Here is a 19,129-nt window from a genome sequence, read left to right on the forward strand (position 1 = left end):
GACGGCATGGCATTGAGGTGAACGAAGAAGTCGAACGAGTGAATGAGGAAAAGCTAGTGGCGAAGTGTTGCGCACTCGTGACGCGAGCGATATATCTTTTCGCACTGCCTTACAGCGGGTGATCCGGCGGCGGATCGGCAAACAATCCGCGGTCGTTCGACAGCGTCGAAATGACCGAATTGAGACGGGTGTGATGATGCTGTGCGGCGCTGAGTAGTCGCGCGGAATCGCCGGCCAGGAATGCGCTGAGCATATCGGCGTGATCGCTGTGCAGTGACGCCCTGTCGGTGCCGTCGACATGCACCATGGGTTGTACGGGTTCGGTGATGTTCCAGGCGGATTCGAGCATGTGAAGCAGTCGGTGCATCCGAGACGGGCGCGTCAGGGACAGGTGGAATTCTCTCGAGAGACGGTGGTATTCACGCGAGTCGTCCCGGGTCAGTGACGCTTCGAGTTGCCGATTGATCTCGATGATGTGTTCGCGGTCGGCATCGGTGGCGAGTTCGACGGCGATCGGAAGTGCTGCCGTCTCCAGAACCTCTCGGACGATGTACATTTCGCGTAGTTCGGCCGCTGTCAATTGAGCGACCGTGTAACCCAGATTCGGCCGATGATCGACCAATCCTTCGCCGATCAGCGTCTTGAGCGACTCGCGCACCGGAATTCGGCTGACACCGAAAAGTTCCGCCACTTCGTTCAGTGGAATCGGTGTATTCGGCGGAGCGTCGCCGGCGAGAATTACTCGACGCAATTCGCGCAGAATCGACGGCTGCGGCCCGCCGGGTGCCGATATCGACAATTGCGAGAGCAATATCGACCGGCGGCGAGGTGGCACGAATCGAAGATTAACGGCGCTGTGTTTCGACAACGTGACGTCCTCGTTCCATCCGATAGCATCTGCACGCATGGCCACGGACCCCCTCGGTACGCAGTACTGGCCGGACGTCGACGGGTCGAGGACCCTCGTGGTGCCGGTCGGTTCGATCGAGCAGCACGGACCGCACCTCCCGCTCGACACCGACACGCGTATCGCCGCCGCCGTGGCGCGCACCATTCCGGACGCGGTCGTCGCCCCGTCGATCGCGTATGGGGCCAGTGGCGAGCACGAGGGTTTTGCCGGCACCATCTCGATCGGTGCCGCGGCGCTCGAAACACTCCTGGTGGAATACGGGCGCTCGGCCTGCCGGTGGGCGGAGCGGGTGCTGTTCGTCAACGGGCACGGAGGCAACGGACCCACGGTGCGTTCTGCGGTGCTGCTGCTGCGCTACGAGGGCCGCGACGTCGTCTGGTTCCCGTGTGCGGTACCCGGAGCGGATGCTCACGCCGGACGGACCGAAACGTCGTTACTGCTGCACCTTTCGCCCGAGGTGGTGGACATGAGCAAGGCGGAGGTGGGAAACGTGACCGACATCGCCGCGCTGCTGCCGACGCTTCGCATCGGTGGGTTGGCGCCGATCACTGCCAACGGGGTGCTCGGCGATCCCACCGGGGCCGATTCCGAGGAGGGCAGGCTCCTGTTCGAGGCCCTCAGCGCCCGGGCAGTCGATGCGGTGCGCAAGTGGAGTCCCTCGGAGCACGGTGTGATTGCATGACAAGGTTGGGAGAAATGCCTGCTCAGGGCGCGCCCCTCGACTGCGGAGAAACGGGCGGCAGGTATGTTCCTTTGGATTTCGCGGGTGGCCGACACGCCGGCGGCTTGTCCGCTTACGATCACCTGATGGGTGAAGGTCGGTTGCCTGACGGCTTCGGGGTGCGAGTCGATCCACGCGTACGCACATTCTCCGAGGGTCGCGTCCTGATCGGCGGTTCGCCGACCCGGATGCTGACGCTTGCGCCGACGGCCGCGGCGATGATCGGCGACGGATTCATCGAAGTGACCGACTCGCAGTCCGCTCTCGTCGCACGCAAGCTGCTCGACTCGGGTGTCGGCAACCCGCGCCCGATGTCGATCCCGTCGCCGTCCGATGTCACTGTGGTCGTGCCGCTCAAGAACAACGAGGCCGGGCTCGAGCGTCTGATCACGGCCCTGCACGGTCTGCACGTCATCATCGTCGACGATGGGTCAGATACCCCAGTGGCCGTGCCGCGGGTGGCGTCCAGTGTGGGCAGTGTGACGGTGCTCCGCCACGAGGTCTCGCGCGGACCGGCTGCGGCACGAAATACTGGTTTGCGTTGCTCTACAACCGATTTCGTTGCTTTTCTGGATTCGGATGTAGTACCGCGCAAGGGCTGGCTCGAGGTCATGCTCGGTCATTTCTCGGATCCGGCCGTCGCGCTGGTGGCCCCCCGAATCGTCGCGCTCGAGCCCGAGGGCAGTGCGCTGGCCAGATACGAACACGCTCGCTCGTCGCTCGACCTGGGCCGCAAGGAGGCGGCGGTACGGGCAGGTAGCTCGGTGTCGTACGTCCCCAGTGCTGCGATATTGATGCGCCGGTCGGTAGCGATGGACTGCGACGGATTCGACGAGTCGATGCACGTCGCCGAGGACGTGGACCTGTGCTGGCGGCTGCAGGAAGCGGGGTGGCGGTTGCGCTACGAACCCGTCGCCCACGTGGCACACGAGCATCGCGTCACCTTCGCCGAATGGTTTGCCCGCAAGCTGTTCTACGGCACCGGTGCCACACCGTTGTCGGCCCGTCATCCGGGAATGGTGCCGCCGATCGCGATGTCTCCATGGACGCTCATCGCCTGCCTGCTCGCGGCGAGCCTGACTCGGATCGGACTTGTCGGTGCCGCCGCCACACTCGGCGTGACGATCGTTCGACTCCGCAAGATGTTCGCCGGTCTGGATCAGCCCACTCGGATCGCGGCCATTCTCGCCGCCGAGGGATTCGTCGCGGGGCTGTGGCAATTGGCATCGGCGTTGTGCCGGCACTATTGGCCGATCACTCTTCTCGCCGTTCTGTTGTCCAGTCGAATCCGCAAAATTGCTTTCGGATTGGCTGTGGCAGAGGCTTTCTCGGATTGGTACAAGCATCGCGAACTCGGCGGTCTGGATCCGGTGCGCTACGCCTTCTTCAAACGGGCCGACGATATCGCCTACGGTGCGGGGTTGTGGAAAGGCGCTCTGTCCGCACAGAGCATCGATGCGCTCAAGCCCCGCTTGGACGGCTGACGCGGTGTGCGGTCGACCCGCACCGCCGTCGATGTGAACCGACCCGAACACGCGGACGTCATCGTCGTAGGCGGTGGCTCGTGCGGCAGCGTGCTTGCTTCCCGGTTGAGCGAGAATCCCGATAGATCGGTGCTGTTGCTCGAGGCCGGACCCGCATTCTCTGCCGTCTCCGACATTCCGACCGCGCTGACCGATGCATCGATGCTCCCCATCGGACCGGCCAGCGAATGGGTGGGAACCTACCCGGCCAACCTCACCTCCGGGATCGAGCGGACGGTTGCTCGGGGCAGAGTCCTCGGGGGCTCCGGCGCAGTGAACGGCGGCTACTTCGTCCGGGCCGTTCCCGGTGACTTCGACACCTGGCCGCAATCGTTGTGGTCCTTCGACCAAGTGCTGCCGTTCTACATCGGATCCGAAACCGATCTCGACGCCGGGTCGTCGCGCCGATGGCACGGATCTCGCGGACCCATGCCGGTCTCGCGCATCCCCGCGCAGGACCGCCATCCCGTGACGGCGGACTTCGTGCGGGCCGCAACGAACGCGGGCTTTCGGTATCACGAGGACCTGAACGCACCCGACGCGGCATCGGGGGTAGTGGGGGCGGTGCCGTCGAACATCCGCGATGGAATACGCGTAAGTGCCGCTCTGGCATATCTTTTGCCGGTTCTACACCGAAACAACTTGACGGTGCAGGGCAATTCGACGGCGGCGTCGCTGATGTTTCACAGAGACAGAGTGATTGGGGTGAAGATCATCGTCGGCGGAAAGAGCAGAACAGTGATGTCCGACAACGTGATCCTGTCGGCGGGCGCGGTACACACTCCGGCGCTGTTGCTCAGGTCCGGCATAGGACCATCCGAAGGTTCTGCTGCACTTGGTATTTCGGTGATCGTCGACAGCCCGGGGGTTGGCAACGGTTTCACTGACCATCCCGAGGTCGGCGTTCCCGTCGTCACGACGAAAGAAATCTCGACCGCTTCTCCCGTTCTGGAAGCGGTGCTGCATGCGGGCGACGTGGAGATCAGGCCGTACACGAGAAGGTTCGACCAACTGATCTCCGGTCTTGCACTCGGGCCGCACACGATCGGTGTCGGACTCATGCGTTCGGCGGCGCGGGGGCGTATCGCGTTGCACAGCACGGATCCGTTCGCACCCTTGGACGTGAAATACCACTATCTCGAATCCGAGGGCGACCGGCGGTCGATGCGAGAGGGCGTCCAACTCGCACGTGATCTGTTGGCATCGATGTCCCTGGCCCGCGGTGTCGATGTTCCCGCGATCGGCGATCCTCTCGCTGCACTCGGTACATCGCTGCACTTGTCGGGTAGTGCCAGGATGGGACCCGAATCCGACCCGGGTTCGGTTCTCGACGATCACTGCCGGGTGCGCGGAGTCGACGGACTCTTCGTCGTCGACACCTCGGCGTTCCCGGTAGTGCCCAGCCGCGGTCCGCATGCGACGGCCATCATGTTCGCCGAACGCGCTGCTTCGTTGCTCGCCGGCCAGAACGGGTGCAGGGGAGCGTAGCGTTCGTGGTCTGGGGACCGTTCAGGTTCCCCAATAGATGGGTTACTGCCATGTCGGACAAATCGCCCCGCAATACGATGACCAAGAAGACCGGCAAATCTCTGAAGGACAAGCGCGCAGACAAGCGGGCGAAGTCCAGTGGTGACACCAGCAACGACATCATCACCTCGGCCGTCAAGAAGAAGTAGACAAACGTGGTCGACGCGACCGGGACCCCCGCTTGCGTCGACCACGGCTGTATCCTTGCCTGTGAGCTGGGTTACAGCAATGTGGACAGGCCTCGGAGGAAGTGTCGAATGGCAAGCCGATCGGACAGTGGCGGGAACCCCTGGGTCGCAGTACGCCCCGGCGAGGACGTCGCTGTGCTTGCGCGCCAGATGTCCAGCGCCCATCAGTCTTTCGTCGACGATATCCGTACGCACGGATCGACGGTCCGGTCCGTGGTACTCGATTCGTGGATGCGCAGTCGAACGAAGGGCGTCGATCCCGATGGTGGTAACGACACTCCCACTCTGACCGGCCCCGATCTCGAGCGCTACCGCAACGGGCATCCCATGGCCATCATCCGGCCGGTCATTCGCAAGCTGCTGGTCGAGGACGCGTCGGACACCGGTTTGCTCGTGGCCATCTCCGATGCCGAGGGCCGGCTGCTGTGGGTCGAGGGTGATTCCGCGGCGAAGGACCGGGCGCTCACGATGGATTTCGCCGAAGGCGTGGACTGGAGCGAGGAGAGCAAGGGCACCAATGCTCCCGGTACTGCGCTCGCGGTCGACCACAGCGTGCAGATCTTCGCATCCGAGCACTTCTCTCGGTCGGTGCACGAATGGAGCTGCTCGGCGGCACCGGTGCACCACCCCACCAGTGGCCACATTCTGGGAGCCATCGACATCACCGGTGGCCCGCGGGTGGCGGTGCCCGAGGTGCTCTCGCTGGTGCGTGCCACCGTTGCCGCGGCCGAATCCGAGTTGCGCCTGCACCTGATGAATTCGCCGAAATCGTTGGGCGACACTGCACCTCGTCTGGAAGTTCTCGGATCCGGGCGGCCGGGAGTAGTTCGCGGATCCGGCCGGATTCCGCTCTCGCAGCGGCACGCCGAAATCTTGTTGCTGTTGGGGGAACATCCGGAAGGGCTCAGCTCGGACCATCTTGCGGTGCTCCTCGACGAGCAGGAACTCGACTCCGTCACCATTCGCGCCGAGATGTCGAGACTGCGCAAGACCTTCGGCACTGCAGGTCTGGCATCGCGGCCGTACCGTCTGGTCGGCGAGTTGACCTCCGACGTCGGCGATATCCGACGCGCCTTGGACCGCGGCGACGTAGACGCTGCTCTACGGATCTACTCCGGCCCGGTGCTCCCCGGGTCGGCCGCGCCCGGCATCGAGAGCATCCGGGAGGAACTGCGGTCTCGTATGCAGGCAGCGCTGCTCCGGCTCGGAGATCCGGTGCTGCTTGCGCAGTGGACCTCGTCCATCCACGGCCGAGCGGACGTCATCGCCTGGGAGGCCTACCGGGCCACTCTGAGCAGGGAGTCCGCGCTCTACGGTCAGGTCAGCGCCCGCATCGATCTACTCGATCGCGAACTCGGAATCTGACACATCCACCGCGCCCCGCCTGTACGGAATATCGGCAACCTACTTGCAACGTTGCACTCTCTAGTGTCCTGAGTCACACACCGCATCAACTGTGAAGCACGTGTCGATCAGGAGGATTTTCAATGTCCGTCTACGCCCGCCCAGGTACCGCAGATTCCGTCATGTCGTTCCAGTCGCGCTACGACAACTGGATCGGCGGCGAGTGGGTACCGCCGGTCAAGGGTCAGTACTTCGAGAACCCGACTCCCGTCACCGGTGAGAACTTCTGTGAGGTTGCCCGCTCCACGTCCGAGGACATCGAGCTGGCACTCGACGCCGCTCACGCCGCAGCACCGGCGTGGGGCAAGACCTCGGCCGCCGAGCGCGCCGTGATTCTCAACAAGATCGCCGACCGCATCGCCGAGAACCTCGAGTCCATCGCCCTGGCGGAGTCCTGGGACAACGGCAAGCCGATTCGCGAGACCCTCAACGCTGACATCCCGCTCGCCGTCGATCACTTCCGTTACTTCGCCGGCTGCATCCGGGCACAGGAAGGCTCACTGTCCGAGATCGACAGTGACACAGTCGCTTACCATTTCCACGAGCCGCTCGGCGTCGTCGGGCAGATCATTCCGTGGAACTTCCCGATCCTCATGGCCGTGTGGAAGCTCGCTCCCGCGCTCGCTGCCGGAAATGCCGTGGTGCTCAAGCCTGCCGAGCAGACTCCCGCGTCGATCCTGTATTTGATCTCGATCATCGGCGACTTACTTCCCCCCGGCGTCCTGAACATCGTCAACGGTTTCGGCGTCGAGGCGGGCAAGCCGTTGGCCTCGAGCCCGCGTATCGCCAAGATCGCGTTCACCGGCGAGACCACCACCGGCCGCCTCATCATGCAGTACGCGTCGCAGAACCTCATTCCGGTGACACTGGAACTCGGTGGCAAGAGCCCCAACGTCTTCTTTTCCGACGTGCTGCAGGCCAACGACGACTACCAGGACAAGGCGCTCGAGGGCTTCACGATGTTCGCCCTCAATCAGGGTGAGGTGTGCACCTGCCCGTCCCGTTCGTTGATCCAGGCGGACATCTTCGACGAGTTCCTCGCTCTGGCGGCAATCCGCACCAAGGCTGTGCGACAGGGTGATCCGCTCGACACCGAGACCATGATCGGTGCCCAGGCATCGAACGATCAGCTCGAGAAGATCCTCTCGTACATCGAGATCGGCAAGGGCGAGGGCGCACAGGTGGTCACCGGCGGCGAGCGGGCACAGCTGGGCGGCGACCTCAACGGCGGCTACTACGTGCAGCCCACGATCTTCACCGGCAAGAACAACATGCGTATCTTCCAGGAGGAGATCTTCGGACCGGTCGTTTCGGTGACGTCGTTCAAGGACTACGACGATGCCATCGACATCGCCAACGACACCCTTTACGGGCTGGGCGCAGGAGTCTGGTCGCGTGACGGCGGCGTCGCCTACCGCGCGGGCCGTGACATCAAGGCCGGGCGTGTGTGGACCAACACGTACCACCAGTACCCGGCGCACGCGGCATTCGGCGGCTACAAGCAGTCGGGAATCGGCCGGGAGAACCACAAGATGATGCTCGATCACTACCAGCAGACCAAGAACCTGCTGGTGAGCTACGCGCAGAAGGCACAGGGCTTCTTCTGATGAACGCCCCTCGGCCGCCCGCGCGGCTGAAGACAACCGCCGAGGCGATGGACCTGCTCCGTCGCCTCGGCGGTATCCACGGCGCGTTGATGATGCATCAGTCCGGCGGATGTTGTGACGGCTCGTCGCCGATGTGTTATCCCGCAGGCGAATTCATCGTCGGTGACCGCGACGTTCTGCTGGGGTACATCGACCTTCGGCTGGGAGTGGGCGAGATTGCCCAGGACCTTCCCGAGGGTGTCGACGGCGTGCCGGTGTGGATCTCGGGATCACAGTTCCAGGCTTGGAAGCACACGCAGCTCGTACTCGACGTGGTTCCAGGCCGCGGCGGTGGATTCTCGCTCGAATCGCCCGAGGGCGTTCGATTCCTGAGCCGTGGGCGCGCCTACACCGCGGAGGAGAACGACATTCTCGAGGCGCATCCACCACTGGTCGGTGTCGACTGGGAAGAAGGTCGACGACCGGAGGTTCCCGCAGACCCCTTGGTGGTGGCCGAGGCCGTCGATGCCTGCCCCGTACCCGGGATGCTTCAGGGCTGAGTGCCTGCGGCAGTGGCGCGGTTGAATGCCCCAGGCGGCACATAACCGCACCACTGCGCGCAGCGCATACAGTGCGAACGGTGAAAGCTCAACGAAGTCCGACTCGGCAGCGGGCGGCGACAGCCTCCGTACAGTAGTGATTGCGTTCGTCGCCAATCTCGGTGTCGCGATAGCCAAGACATTCGCGGCGGTGTTCACCGGATCGGCGTCGATGGTCGCCGAGGCCGCGCACTCGTGGGCCGAACCGGCAACGAGATCTTCCTGCTCGTCGCCAATCGTCGGGGGTCGCGCGGACCCGACGATCGTCGGCCGCTCGGCGCCGGCCGCGAGACGTACTTCTGGTCGACCGTCGCGGCCATTGGGCTTTTCGTTGCCGGTGCGGCCGTGTCGGTGTGGCACGGCATCGCTTCGTTGCTCGCCGGTGAATCGAGCAGCGAGCTGATAGACCGAAACCGCCGATTCCTCACCGGCGAGCCGGGTTCGAGAGCATTATGGAGCGCGGTGGTGCAGCGGATCGAGCAACTGCCCGAGGTGGCGTGGGTCAGATTCGTTCGCATCGAGTTCGTCGGTCCCAAACAGATCTATGTGGTGGCGCGTGTCGATCTCGTCGGTGATTTCGCTTCAATCACGCATCGCACACACGCTCCGGCGGCTGGAGCGTGAGTTGGAAACCAACAAAGCTGTGGTGGACGCGGTACTGACAGTCGCCGAACCGGACGAGGGAGACGTCGGTGACATCAACGCGGTAGGGCACCAGTCGTAATTCGCTCGTCATTCATCGATGACGCAGCGCTTACATCTCGGGCCTATCGTGAACCGATTCGCGCGCCACACGTGTTGTGAATCGTCCCCCTCGGGCGTGAATCCGCGCCGAGCGCAACGGCTACGAGAGGCCTGCAATGTCCGTAGTAGATCCCCAGTCGTCCGGTCCGAGAACCGGCACGCACGACAGTACGCAATCGCACGTCGAGGGCGATGACTATCTGGCGAAACGCACTCTGAAGAAGGGGACTGCCGGCTGGGTCCTGCTGGCGGGCCTCGGAGTCAGCTACGTCATCTCCGGCGATTACTCGGGCTGGAATTTCGGTCTCGCCGAGGGTGGCTTCGGTGGTCTGCTGATCGCGGCGATCATCATCGCGGGCATGTACCTCGCGATGGTGCTCGGAATGGCCGAGATGTCCTCGGCACTGCCCGCGGCAGGCGGCGGCTACACCTTCGCCCGCCGGGCCATGGGCCCATGGGGCGGGTTCGCCACCGGGACAGCCATTCTGATCGAGTACGCGATCGCGCCGGCCGCGATTGCGACATTCATCGGTGCGTACGTGGAATCGCTGGGACTGTTCGGGATCACCGACGGGTGGTGGGTCTATCTGGTGGTCTACGCGGTGTTCATCGGAATCCACCTTTCCGGCGCGGGCGAGGCCCTCAAGATCATGTTCGTCATCACCGCCATCGCCCTGGTCGGGCTCATCGTGTTCGCCGTCGCCGCCATCGGCCAGTTCGACGCGAGCAACCTGACCGACATCGCGCCCACCGATGCCGCCGGAGCCTCCGGATTCCTGCCGTTCGGCTACCTCGGCATCTGGGCTGCCGTCCCGTTCGCGATCTGGTTCTTCCTCGCGATCGAGGGCGTGCCGCTGGCCGCGGAGGAAGCCAAGGATCCGACGAAGAACGTCCCGCGAGGCATCATCGCCGCGATGGGTGTTCTGCTGGTCACCGGTGCCGTCGTGCTGTTCCTGGTGACCGGAGCGGGCGGGGCCGACGCCGTCAAGGAATCGGGAAACCCGTTGGTGGAAGCCCTCGGTGACGGAACGGCCAGCAAGATCGTCAACTACATCGGCCTGGCCGGATTGGTCGCGTCGTTCTTCTCGATCATGTACGCGTACTCCCGCCAGCTCTTTGCGCTCTCTCGCGCGGGCTACCTGCCGAAGACACTGTCCATCACCAACTCTCGCAAGGCACCGACGCTGGCACTGATCGTGCCCGGCGTCATCGGGTTCCTGCTCTCCCTGACCGGTCAGGGCGCAATGTTGCTCAACATGGCCGTGTTCGGTGCGGCGCTGAGTTACGTTCTGATGATGGTCAGCCATATCGTGCTTCGTCGCAACGAGCCGAACATGGAACGCCCGTACCGCACTCCCGGTGGCGTCGTGACCACCGGGTTCGCTCTGGTCATCGCGGCACTTGCCGTTGTCGCTACCTTCGTCGTCGATTCCACTGCGGCACTGTGGTGTTTGGCAGTGTTCGTGGCGTTCATGGCCTACTTCGGCATCTACAGCAGGCACCACCTCGTCGCGAATTCGCCGGACGAAGAGTTTGCCGCACTGGCCGAGGCCGAGGCCGAGCTGGAATGACGATCTACACCCAGCAGGTCTCGGGCACCACCTACACTTTCGAGGGGCTGGTGGACTTGATGGCCAAGGCCACGCCGCTGCGGTCGGGTGACGAGCTGGCCGGTTGTGCAGCCGAATCCGATGCCGAGCGGGCCGCGGCGCAGTGGGCGTTGTCGGAGGTGTCGCTCGACGTCTTCCTGCACGATTTGCTCGTCCCGTACGAGAGTGACGAAGTCACCCGCCTCATCATCGATTCTCACGATCGCATCGCGTTCGGGGCGATATCGCACCTGACCGTCGGAGGTCTGCGGGACTGGCTGCTCCAGGTCACCGCAAGCCCGGACGCGGCGGCGACGTTGAAGTCGGTGGCCGCTGGACTGACTCCGGAGATGGTGGCGGCGGTCAGCAAGATAATGCGCAACCAGGACTTGATCGCGGTGTCGCGAGCCGTGCAGGTGACGTCGGCGTTCCGAACCACGGTCGGACTTCCCGGAACGCTCACCACACGACTCCAGCCCAATCACCCGACGGACGACCCCCGCGGAATTGCCGCAGCCACGCTCGACGGATTGCTGCTCGGGGCGGGCGACGCGGTCATCGGAATCAACCCGGCGACCGACTCACCTCAGGCGACGGCCGACCTGCTGCATCTACTCGACGAAATCCGGCAACGCTTCGAGATCCCGACGCAATCCTGCGTGCTCTCGCATGTGACGACGACGATGGAGTTGATCGACAAGGGCGTTCCCGTCGACCTGGTGTTCCAATCGATCGCGGGTACCGAAGGGGCCAATTCGAGCTTCGGAGTGAACATTCCGCTGCTTCGGGAGGCCAACGAGGCCGGGCGTTCGTTGCACCGCGGAACCGTCGGGAACAACGTCATGTATCTCGAGACCGGTCAGGGCTCGGCGTTGTCGGCGGGCGCGCACATCGGTACCGGCGACCGCCCCGTCGATCAGCAGACCCTCGAGACCCGCGCGTACGCCGTGGCTCGCGATCTCGAGCCGCTGCTGATCAACACCGTCGTCGGATTCATCGGGCCCGAGTACCTGTACGACGGCAAGCAGATCATCAGGGCCGGCCTGGAGGATCACTTCTGCGGCAAGCTGCTGGGACTGCCGATGGGGGTCGACGTCTGCTACACCAACCACGCCGAGGCCGATCAGGACGACATGGACACGTTGCTGACGTTGCTGGGTGCGGCCGGGGTGGCGTTCGTCATCGCGGTGCCCGGCGCAGACGACGTCATGCTCGGCTACCAGTCGCTGAGCTTCCACGATGTGCTCTACGTTCGTCAGGTCCTCGGTCTACGGCCCGCACCGGAATTCGAGTCGTGGCTCTCGCGGTTGGGCATGGTGGACGCCGACGGTCGAGTCCTCGACGTGGATGCAGCGGGATCGCCGTTGCGGGCCTTGATGAGTGCTCGATGACAGAGACATCGGGAGCAGTGCCTGCGGAACGAGAAGATTCAGAAACAGACTTCTGGGGCGAGTTGCGGGCGATGACGCAGGCGCGGATAGGCCTGGGGCGCATCGGTGATTCGTTGCCCACCACGCGGGTGCTCGAGTTTCGCTCGGCGCATGCTGCGGCGCGGGACGCGGTGCACATGCCGCTCGAGGTGGACGAGTTCGCGGGCCGGGTCGAGAAGGTGGGTCTCGGTGCACCCTCGGTGGTGACGTCGTTGGCGACGAGTCGTGCGGAGTATCTCCGGCGGCCCGATTTGGGCCGGCAGCCGAAAGATCTGTCGGCGGTGTCGCATTCCGAGGACGAGATCGGCATCGTGTTGGGCGACGGGTTGTCTCCGCGTGCGCTCGCCGATCACGGTGTGGCGATGCTCGAGGCGCTCAAAGCAGAGCTTGCCGATCGATATTCGATCGCGGCTCCGGTGATCGCGACCGAGGCTCGTGTCGCGCTCGGTGATCACATCGCGGCGGCAATGGGTGTGCGGACGGTGCTGGTCCTGATCGGTGAGCGCCCGGGCTTGTCGGTGGCGGACAGTCTCGGCATCTACCTGACGCATCTGCCGATGCCCGGGTGCACCGACGCGGATCGGAATTGCATTTCCAACATCCATCCGCCGGAAGGGCAGGGGTATGCGCAGTCGGCGCGGATCGTGGCCGGTCTGCTGGCCGGGGCCAGAAAGCTCGGGCGGTCGGGTGTGGCGTTGAAGGACACCTCGCGAGCCGATGTGCTCGAGGCAAGCGAGGCCCTCACTCTCGAGTGACGTCCCCCCAATTCGGGGGTGGCTGTGCGTGATCTGGCTCACTACCGTGGGGTTCATGGACAGTTACTCTTCGGGTGCGTCGGACACAGCGGTGCTGGACGACACCATCGGCGCGAATTTGGCTCGCAATGCGGCGCTCTACTCGGATCGTGATGCGTTGATCGATGTTGCGTCCGGGCGGCGATGGACCTACTCGGAGTTCGTCGCAGACGTCGATCTGTTGGCGGCCGGCCTGCTCGTGGCCGGGGTCGAGGTGGGGGACCGCGTCGGAATGTGGGCTCCGAACTGCCCGGAATGGGTTCTGGCGCAATATGCGACGGCCAAGATCGGTGCTGTGTTGGTCAACATCAATCCTGCGTACCGCTCACACGAGCTGCAGTTCGTGCTGAAGCAGGCGGGGGTCTCGGTATTGTTGTCGGCCAAGGAGTTCAAGGGCTCGAACTATGCGGCGATGATCGACGACGTGCGCCCCGAGGTGCCGTCCCTGCGGGAGGTGCTGTTCATCGGCAGCATCCAGTGGGAGGCAATGACCGATCGTGGGCATCGAGCGTTGGCGAAGACTCCGAGCGTGATCGCCGAGGTGTCCGAGCGGCTCGGTGCCGACGATGCCATCAATATTCAATACACCTCGGGGACAACCGGTTTCCCCAAGGGCGCCACGCTCAGTCATCGCAACATTCTCAACAACGGTTTCTTCGTCGGTGAGCTCTGCCATTACACGGCGGAGGACCGCGTGTGCATACCGGTGCCGTTCTACCACTGCTTCGGCATGGTGATGGGCAACCTCGCGTGTACGTCGCACGGCGCAGCAATGGTCATTCCCGGACCCTCGTTCGATCCGGTTGCGACGTTGACGGCCGTCGCTACGGAGAAGTGCACGTCGCTCTACGGAGTCCCGACGATGTTCATCGCCGAACTGGCACTGAAGAACTTCGAGGACTTCGACCTCGGCAGTCTGCGCACCGGCATCATGGCCGGATCGCCGTGTCCCACCGAGGTGATGAAGCAGGTGATCGATCGAATGGGAATGTCAGAGGTATCGATCTGTTACGGCATGACAGAGACGTCGCCGGTGTCTTTGCAAACTCGCAGTGACGATTCGATCGAGCAGCGAGTGTCGACCGTCGGACGCGTCGGCCCGCACCTCGAGGTCAAGATCGTCGACCCCGTCCTCGGCGACCTGCTGCCGCGTGGCGAGGCGGGTGAGCTGTGCACCCGCGGCTATTCGGTGATGCTCGGCTACTGGGAGCAACCGGAGAAGACGGCCGAGGCCATCGACGAAGAGGGGTGGATGCACACCGGCGATATCGGGGTCATGGACGAAAACGGCTACGTCGCGATCACCGGGCGCATCAAGGACATGGTGATTCGCGGCGGCGAGAACATCTATCCACGCGAGGTCGAAGAGTTTCTCTACACCCATCCCGATGTCCTCGACGCGCAGGTGATCGGTGTCCCCGACCCGAAGTACGGCGAGGAGCTGATGGTGTGGATCATGATGAAAGACGGTGCTGCGCCGCTCGATTCGGCTGCGGTGCGCGAGTTCTGTGACGGACGGTTGGCGCACTACAAGATCCCGCGGTACGTGCACGTCGTCGACGAGTTCCCGATGACGGTCACCGGCAAGGTCCGCAAGGTCGAGATGCGTGAGAGGTCGCTCGGATTGATCTGACGGCGGCCGCCCTGCTGACATACTCGGATGTATGGACAGTGCGATGTGGACGCCGACCGACTCCGATCTCGCCGACGCTCGGGTCACCGAGTTCGCGCGGTTCGTCGAGCAACGCCACCAGGTGACGCTGCCGGACTACGCCGCTCTGTGGCGCTGGTCCACGATCGAGTTGGAACTGTTCTGGCGGGCCGTGTGGGACTTCTTCGAGATCCGCTCCTCCAGCGTGCCGACGACTGTGCTCGCAGAGCGCAGTATGCCGGGCGCGCAGTGGTTCCCGGGGACGCAACTCAACTACGTGGACCAGGTGATCCGGCACGCCGTACCCGGCCGCGCCGCTATCGTCCACGCCCGTGAGGACGGTTCGACGCAGACGGTGACATGGAAGGAGATGCTCGCCCGGGCAGGTGCATTGGCGGGCACCCTGTCCGACGCAGGAGTACGCCGCGGCGATCGCGTCGTCGGGTATCTCCCGAACGTGCCGGAAGCAGTGATCGCCTTCTTGGCGACCGCGAGCCTGGGGGCGGTGTGGTCCGCGTGTGGGCAGGACTACTCGGCCTCGGCGGCACTCGACCGCCTGGGTCAGCTCGAGCCCGCGGCCTTGGTCACCGCCGACGGCTACGTCTACGGAGGGAAGTTCCGAGACAAGGCCGCCGATGTCGACGCGCTCATTTCGGGGCTGCCGACGCTGCGAGCCGTGGTGATGACCGGTGAGGCGTCGAGCAAGGCAGTGAGCTGGTCCGACGCCACCGCTGCGAGCCGAGACCTGGTACCGGTAGCCGTGCCGTTCGATCACCCGCTGTGGGTCGTGTTCTCGTCCGGCACCACGGGTCTACCCAAGGGGATCGTGCACGGTCACGGCGGTGTGGTGCTCGAGCATCTCAAATCCGTTGCGCTGCAATCCGATTTGGGACCCGACGATGTCTTCTTCTGGTACACCAGCCCCAGCTGGATGATGTGGAACTTCCAGGTCGCCGGTTTGCTGGTCGGCGCCACGATCGTGTGCGCCGAGGGAAATCCAGCGTTCCCGGCGCCGGATGCATTGTGGGACATCGCTGGCCGGCTGGGGGTGACGTACCTGGGAACCAGCCCCGGGTACGTACTCTCGTGCATCAAGGCCGATGCGAATCCCGGTTCCGATCATCATGATCTTTCGGCGCTGCGGGCCGTCGGGATCACCGGGTCCGCGATGCCTGCATCGTCGTCGATCTGGTTGTCGGAGAAGCTAGGTGCCCATGTGCCGGTCTTCTCTATCTCCGGCGGTACGGACGTTGTATCCGCGTTCGCCGGGGGAGTGCGGACCGCGCCCGTCTGGGCCGGAGAGCTGTCGGTGCCGTTCCTCGGCGTCGCCCTCGACGCCTACGACGAGGATGGCCACCCCGTTCGGGGGACAGTCGGTGAACTGGTCGTCACCGAGCCGATGCCGTCGATGCCACTGTATTTCTGGAACGACGCCGACGGATCTCGTTACCGCGACGCCTACTTCGACACCTATCCGGGTATCTGGCGTCACGGCGACTGGATCACCCGGACCGATCGCGGCAGTGTGGTCGTTCACGGGCGATCGGATTCCACGCTCAATCGCAACGGGATTCGCATGGGGAGCGCCGACATCTACCAGGCCGTCGAATCGGTGGACGAGGTCACCGAGGCGCTCGTTCTGGGCATCGAGCTACCCGACGGCGGATATTGGATGCCCCTGTTCGTGGTGGCTCCGGGCGGCATGACCGACGAGTTGCGTCAACGCATCGAATCCGTTGTCCGAACGCAGGCCTCGCCCAGGCACGTTCCCGACGACGTGATGACCGCCCCCGCGATACCCCACACTCGAACCGGCAAGAAGCTCGAGGTGCCGCTCAAACGACTGTTCCAAGGTGCTACTGCTGCAGGCACTCTCGACGCCAGTGCCGTCGACGACCCGGCTGCGTTGGCGTGGTTCGTCGACCGGGCGACCGAGTTTCAGCGAGTCCAGCGCGCGAGATAGGCCTTCTCCTCCGGCGCGATACGGCGCAGGGTCTCGGCACCGACGTCGACCATCGCCATCCGAGTCGTCGCCACCACAGCGGGCGGCGACTCGGGTGCTGCGCCTGCGGCGCGGACCTCGTAGCCGATGGTGAAGTCGACGGCTCGCACCTTCTCGAACCACAGAGTGACGTCCAGGGGCCCGTCCGAGTGTCGGAGCGGTTTTTTGTATGCAATGGCAACATTGGCGATCAACGCACTCTTGATCAGAGACTCGTTGGCCTCGCCCTCGCTGAGCAGCCACTCGATACGCGCCTCCTCCAGGAGGGTCACCATCCGCGCGTGGTTGATGTGTGCGAAGGCGTCCATGTCGGACCAGCGCACCGTCACGGTCGCGTGGTATCCGACGGGACCGGTGGGCTCTGTCTGCATCGCACCAGGATGTCATGCATGCCTGCGTCGGACGCTCCGGAGTGCCGAGGCTCTGGAGTGCCAAGGCTCTAGAGTGCCAGGAGTGATTATCGCCAATGTCGCACTGGATGGTTCCGGCGTTCTCTTCGACATCGAACTCGTCGGCTCGCTCATCGCGTCGATCGCCCCCGCCGGGGATTCTCGCGGTGCCGGCCTCGAGATACTCGACGGGGGAGGCGGGGTCGCGCTGCCCGGGTTCGTGGACTCGCACGTGCACCTGACTCAATGGGCGGCTGCGCGTCGGCGTATCGATGTCGGCTCGGCGTCGTCGGCCGCAGATGCCGTCGCGCTGGTATTTCCCTATGCGCGAACGGCAGGTGATTCCGTGGTGCGGGCCAACGGCTTCCGTGATGCGCAGTGGCCCGAGGAGCCGCACAAGGATCTGCTGGAGAACGCGCTGCCCGGTGTCCGGGTGGCGATGACGAGCATGGATCTGCACACGCTGTGGCTGAGCCCCGCGCTACTCGCGGACTTGGGAATCGATCACCCCACCGGGGTGCTGCGCGATGTCGACGGCCTCGAGGCCGTCATGGCGCTCGAGGATCAGGAGGATCCGGCCGAACTCGACCGGGCCGTGCTCGATGCCACCGCCGCGCTGGCGGTACGCGGCGTCACCGGCGTCGTGGATTTCGAGTTCGCAGACAACAAGACGGTGTGGGATCGACGCCTGTCGGCGGGATCGCCGGCGGTGCGCGTCGACACGACGGTGTGGCCGCAGTGGCTCGGCGAGGCACTCGAGCGCGGGGAACGTACCGGCGACGTCTCGGCGCTCTCGGAACTGGTCAGGCGCGGCCCGCTGAAAGTGATGCTCGACGGTTCGCTCAACACCAGAACGGCGTGCTGTCACGATCGGTATCCGGGTATCGACGGGGACGACGCGTACGGTCTGTTGCTCGAGACCCAGGAGGGCTTGTTCGAGCTCGTCTCGCGGGCGTCACGCAATGGCATCGTGGCGGCGATCCACGCGATCGGCGACCGGGCCAACAGCATCGCCCTCGATGCGTTCGAGCGCGCCGGCTGTGGCGGTCGGATCGAGCATGCGCAACAAATACTGCCCGAGGACATCGCGCGCTTCGCTGCGTTGGGTGTCGTGGCGTCGGTGCAGCCGCAGCATGCGATGTCCGATCGCGATATCGCCGAGAGCCTGTGGTCCGGTCGGCGCTCGGTGGCCTACGGGTACGGAACGCTCCATCGCAGCGGGGCAGCTTTACTGTTCGGCTCCGATGCTCCGGTCAGTCCGCCCGAACCGTTGGCCGGCGTCGCCGCGGCGGTGTTCCGAACCGATGACGACCGACCGCCGTGGTACCTCGAGGAAGCAGTACCTCTCGACGCCGCCCTGCAGGCTGCGTGCGGTGGTCGTGGGGCCCTGCGAGTGGGGGACGCGGCGGACATCGTCGTTCTCGCCGAACATCCCGAGCATCGCTCGGTGCACGATCTCGCGGAGACGGAGATCAGGGCCACGATCTGCGCAGGCGCGCTCACCCACGCAGCGGTGTAGCCCCGAGCGGGTCGTGCGCGTTTTGCGTACGCAGAGGTACGCACAACGCGCACGAGGGCGAAGCCCGCGTAGCGTGACTTCGATGACGTCTTTCACCGATCCCCGCGTGCGAGAGTTTCTGTCCGCAGGTACCCGCACGGGCAAGCTCGGCTACCTCGCGTCCGATGGTCGGCCCCTGGTCGCCCCGATCTGGTTCGTCGTCGAAGACGATTCGATCGTGTTCAACACCGGAGCGGATACCGCCAAGGGACGCGCGATACGCAGGGACCCTCGCATCGTGTTGACGGTCGATCTGGAAGCGCCGCCGTACGGATTCGTCCAGGTCCAGGGCGTCGCGTCGGTCGACGAGAATCCACAGGAGCTGGTGCGAACGGCCACCGAGATCGGAGCGCGATACATGGGCCGCGACCGAGCCGACGAGTTCGGCAGGCGGAACGGAGTTCCGGGCGAATTGATCGTTCGGCTCATGCCTACCAAGGTAATTGCCGCTTTCGACATGACGGCATGACGACCGCAGAGCTTTGCGTGCCCGGGCCTGTAGATTGACCGGGTG

16 protein-coding genes and 1 pseudogene are annotated in these 19,129 nt (G+C 64.5%); 15 read left to right on the forward strand and 2 right to left on the reverse strand.

The features are described from left to right. Positions 1-109: 109 nt before the first annotated feature. Positions 110-835 carry a GntR family transcriptional regulator gene (locus ACIGGF_RS18955; RefSeq protein ID WP_397522706.1) on the reverse strand — a complete coding sequence of 242 codons (726 nt, stop codon included), beginning with the start codon at positions 833-835 and terminating at the stop codon, positions 110-112. Positions 836-905: 70 nt separating this feature from the next. Between ACIGGF_RS18955 and mftE the strand changes: the two genes are divergently transcribed. The 13 genes and pseudogenes from mftE (at position 906) to ACIGGF_RS19020 (ending at position 16,629) form a co-directional block, all read left to right on the forward strand. Continuing rightward, positions 906-1,592 (forward strand): mycofactocin biosynthesis peptidyl-dipeptidase MftE, encoded by a 687-nt coding sequence (mftE, locus tag ACIGGF_RS18960; protein ID WP_397522707.1) that lies wholly within the window; start codon positions 906-908, stop codon positions 1,590-1,592. A 125-nt stretch (positions 1,593-1,717) separates the two neighbouring features. Further along, positions 1,718-3,115, forward strand: a complete 1,398-nt coding sequence (gene mftF, locus ACIGGF_RS18965; RefSeq protein ID WP_397522728.1) for a mycofactocin biosynthesis glycosyltransferase MftF — start codon at positions 1,718-1,720, stop codon at positions 3,113-3,115. Positions 3,116-3,148: 33 nt separating this feature from the next. Beyond that, positions 3,149-4,642 (forward strand): mycofactocin system GMC family oxidoreductase MftG, encoded by a 1,494-nt coding sequence (gene mftG / locus ACIGGF_RS18970; RefSeq protein WP_397522708.1) that lies wholly within the window; start codon positions 3,149-3,151, stop codon positions 4,640-4,642. Positions 4,643-4,692: 50 nt separating this feature from the next. Further along, positions 4,693-4,830 carry a hypothetical protein gene (locus ACIGGF_RS18975; protein ID WP_165712752.1) on the forward strand — a complete coding sequence of 46 codons (138 nt, stop codon included), beginning with the start codon at positions 4,693-4,695 and terminating at the stop codon, positions 4,828-4,830. A 108-nt stretch (positions 4,831-4,938) separates the two neighbouring features. After that, positions 4,939-6,234, forward strand: coding sequence for a transcriptional regulator (locus tag ACIGGF_RS18980; RefSeq protein ID WP_397522709.1), 1,296 nt, complete (start codon positions 4,939-4,941; stop codon positions 6,232-6,234). Between the two features lie 122 nt (positions 6,235-6,356). Continuing rightward, entirely contained in the window at positions 6,357-7,880 is a 1,524-nt protein-coding gene (gene adh / locus ACIGGF_RS18985; protein ID WP_397522710.1) for an aldehyde dehydrogenase, read from the forward strand. Beyond that, positions 7,880-8,419 (forward strand): DUF779 domain-containing protein, encoded by a 540-nt coding sequence (locus tag ACIGGF_RS18990; protein WP_397522711.1) that lies wholly within the window; start codon positions 7,880-7,882, stop codon positions 8,417-8,419. The genes adh and ACIGGF_RS18990 overlap by 1 nt, the downstream gene beginning before the upstream one ends. Positions 8,420-8,444: 25 nt before the next feature. Next, positions 8,445-9,182, forward strand: a pseudogene (locus ACIGGF_RS18995) (cation diffusion facilitator family transporter). Between the two features lie 136 nt (positions 9,183-9,318). After that, complete coding sequence (gene eat / locus ACIGGF_RS19000; RefSeq protein WP_397522712.1) at positions 9,319-10,773, forward strand: ethanolamine permease; 1,455 nt, start codon at positions 9,319-9,321, stop codon at positions 10,771-10,773. Further along, positions 10,770-12,182: an ethanolamine ammonia-lyase subunit EutB gene (locus tag ACIGGF_RS19005; protein ID WP_397522713.1), complete on the forward strand. Its 1,413-nt coding sequence runs from the start codon at positions 10,770-10,772 to the stop codon at positions 12,180-12,182. Before eat ends, ACIGGF_RS19005 begins: the two co-directional genes overlap by 4 nt. Continuing rightward, a complete protein-coding gene (gene eutC, locus ACIGGF_RS19010) occupies positions 12,179-12,976 on the forward strand; it encodes an ethanolamine ammonia-lyase subunit EutC (protein ID WP_397522714.1) in 798 nt (265 codons plus the stop codon). Before ACIGGF_RS19005 ends, eutC begins: the two co-directional genes overlap by 4 nt. 55 nt (positions 12,977-13,031) lie before the next feature. Further along, on the forward strand, positions 13,032-14,648 hold the full coding sequence (locus ACIGGF_RS19015) for an AMP-binding protein (RefSeq protein WP_397522715.1): 1,617 nt from the start codon (positions 13,032-13,034) through the stop codon (positions 14,646-14,648). Between the two features lie 31 nt (positions 14,649-14,679). Beyond that, the gene (locus ACIGGF_RS19020; protein ID WP_397522716.1) at positions 14,680-16,629 is read left to right on the forward strand and encodes an acetoacetate--CoA ligase; all 1,950 of its coding nucleotides are present in this window, start codon (positions 14,680-14,682) and stop codon (positions 16,627-16,629) included. On the opposite strand, the gene ACIGGF_RS19025 is transcribed toward ACIGGF_RS19020, so the two are convergent. Continuing rightward, positions 16,605-17,039, reverse strand: coding sequence for an acyl-CoA thioesterase (locus tag ACIGGF_RS19025; protein ID WP_397522717.1), 435 nt, complete (start codon positions 17,037-17,039; stop codon positions 16,605-16,607). The two genes, ACIGGF_RS19020 and ACIGGF_RS19025, sit on opposite strands and share 25 nt — an antisense overlap. A gap of 82 nt (positions 17,040-17,121) precedes the next feature. On the opposite strand from ACIGGF_RS19025, the gene ACIGGF_RS19030 reads away from it, so the two are divergent. Together ACIGGF_RS19030 and ACIGGF_RS19035 are read left to right on the forward strand one after the other, a co-directional pair. Then, positions 17,122-18,576 (forward strand): amidohydrolase family protein, encoded by a 1,455-nt coding sequence (locus tag ACIGGF_RS19030; RefSeq protein ID WP_397522718.1) that lies wholly within the window; start codon positions 17,122-17,124, stop codon positions 18,574-18,576. A gap of 82 nt (positions 18,577-18,658) precedes the next feature. Continuing rightward, entirely contained in the window at positions 18,659-19,084 is a 426-nt protein-coding gene (locus ACIGGF_RS19035) for a PPOX class F420-dependent oxidoreductase (RefSeq protein ID WP_397522719.1), read from the forward strand. Positions 19,085-19,129: the final 45 nt, after the last annotated feature.

Origin of the sequence: Rhodococcus sp. NPDC078407 (assembly GCF_044542515.1) — a bacterium.
Lineage (GTDB): Bacteria > Actinomycetota > Actinomycetes > Mycobacteriales > Mycobacteriaceae > Rhodococcoides.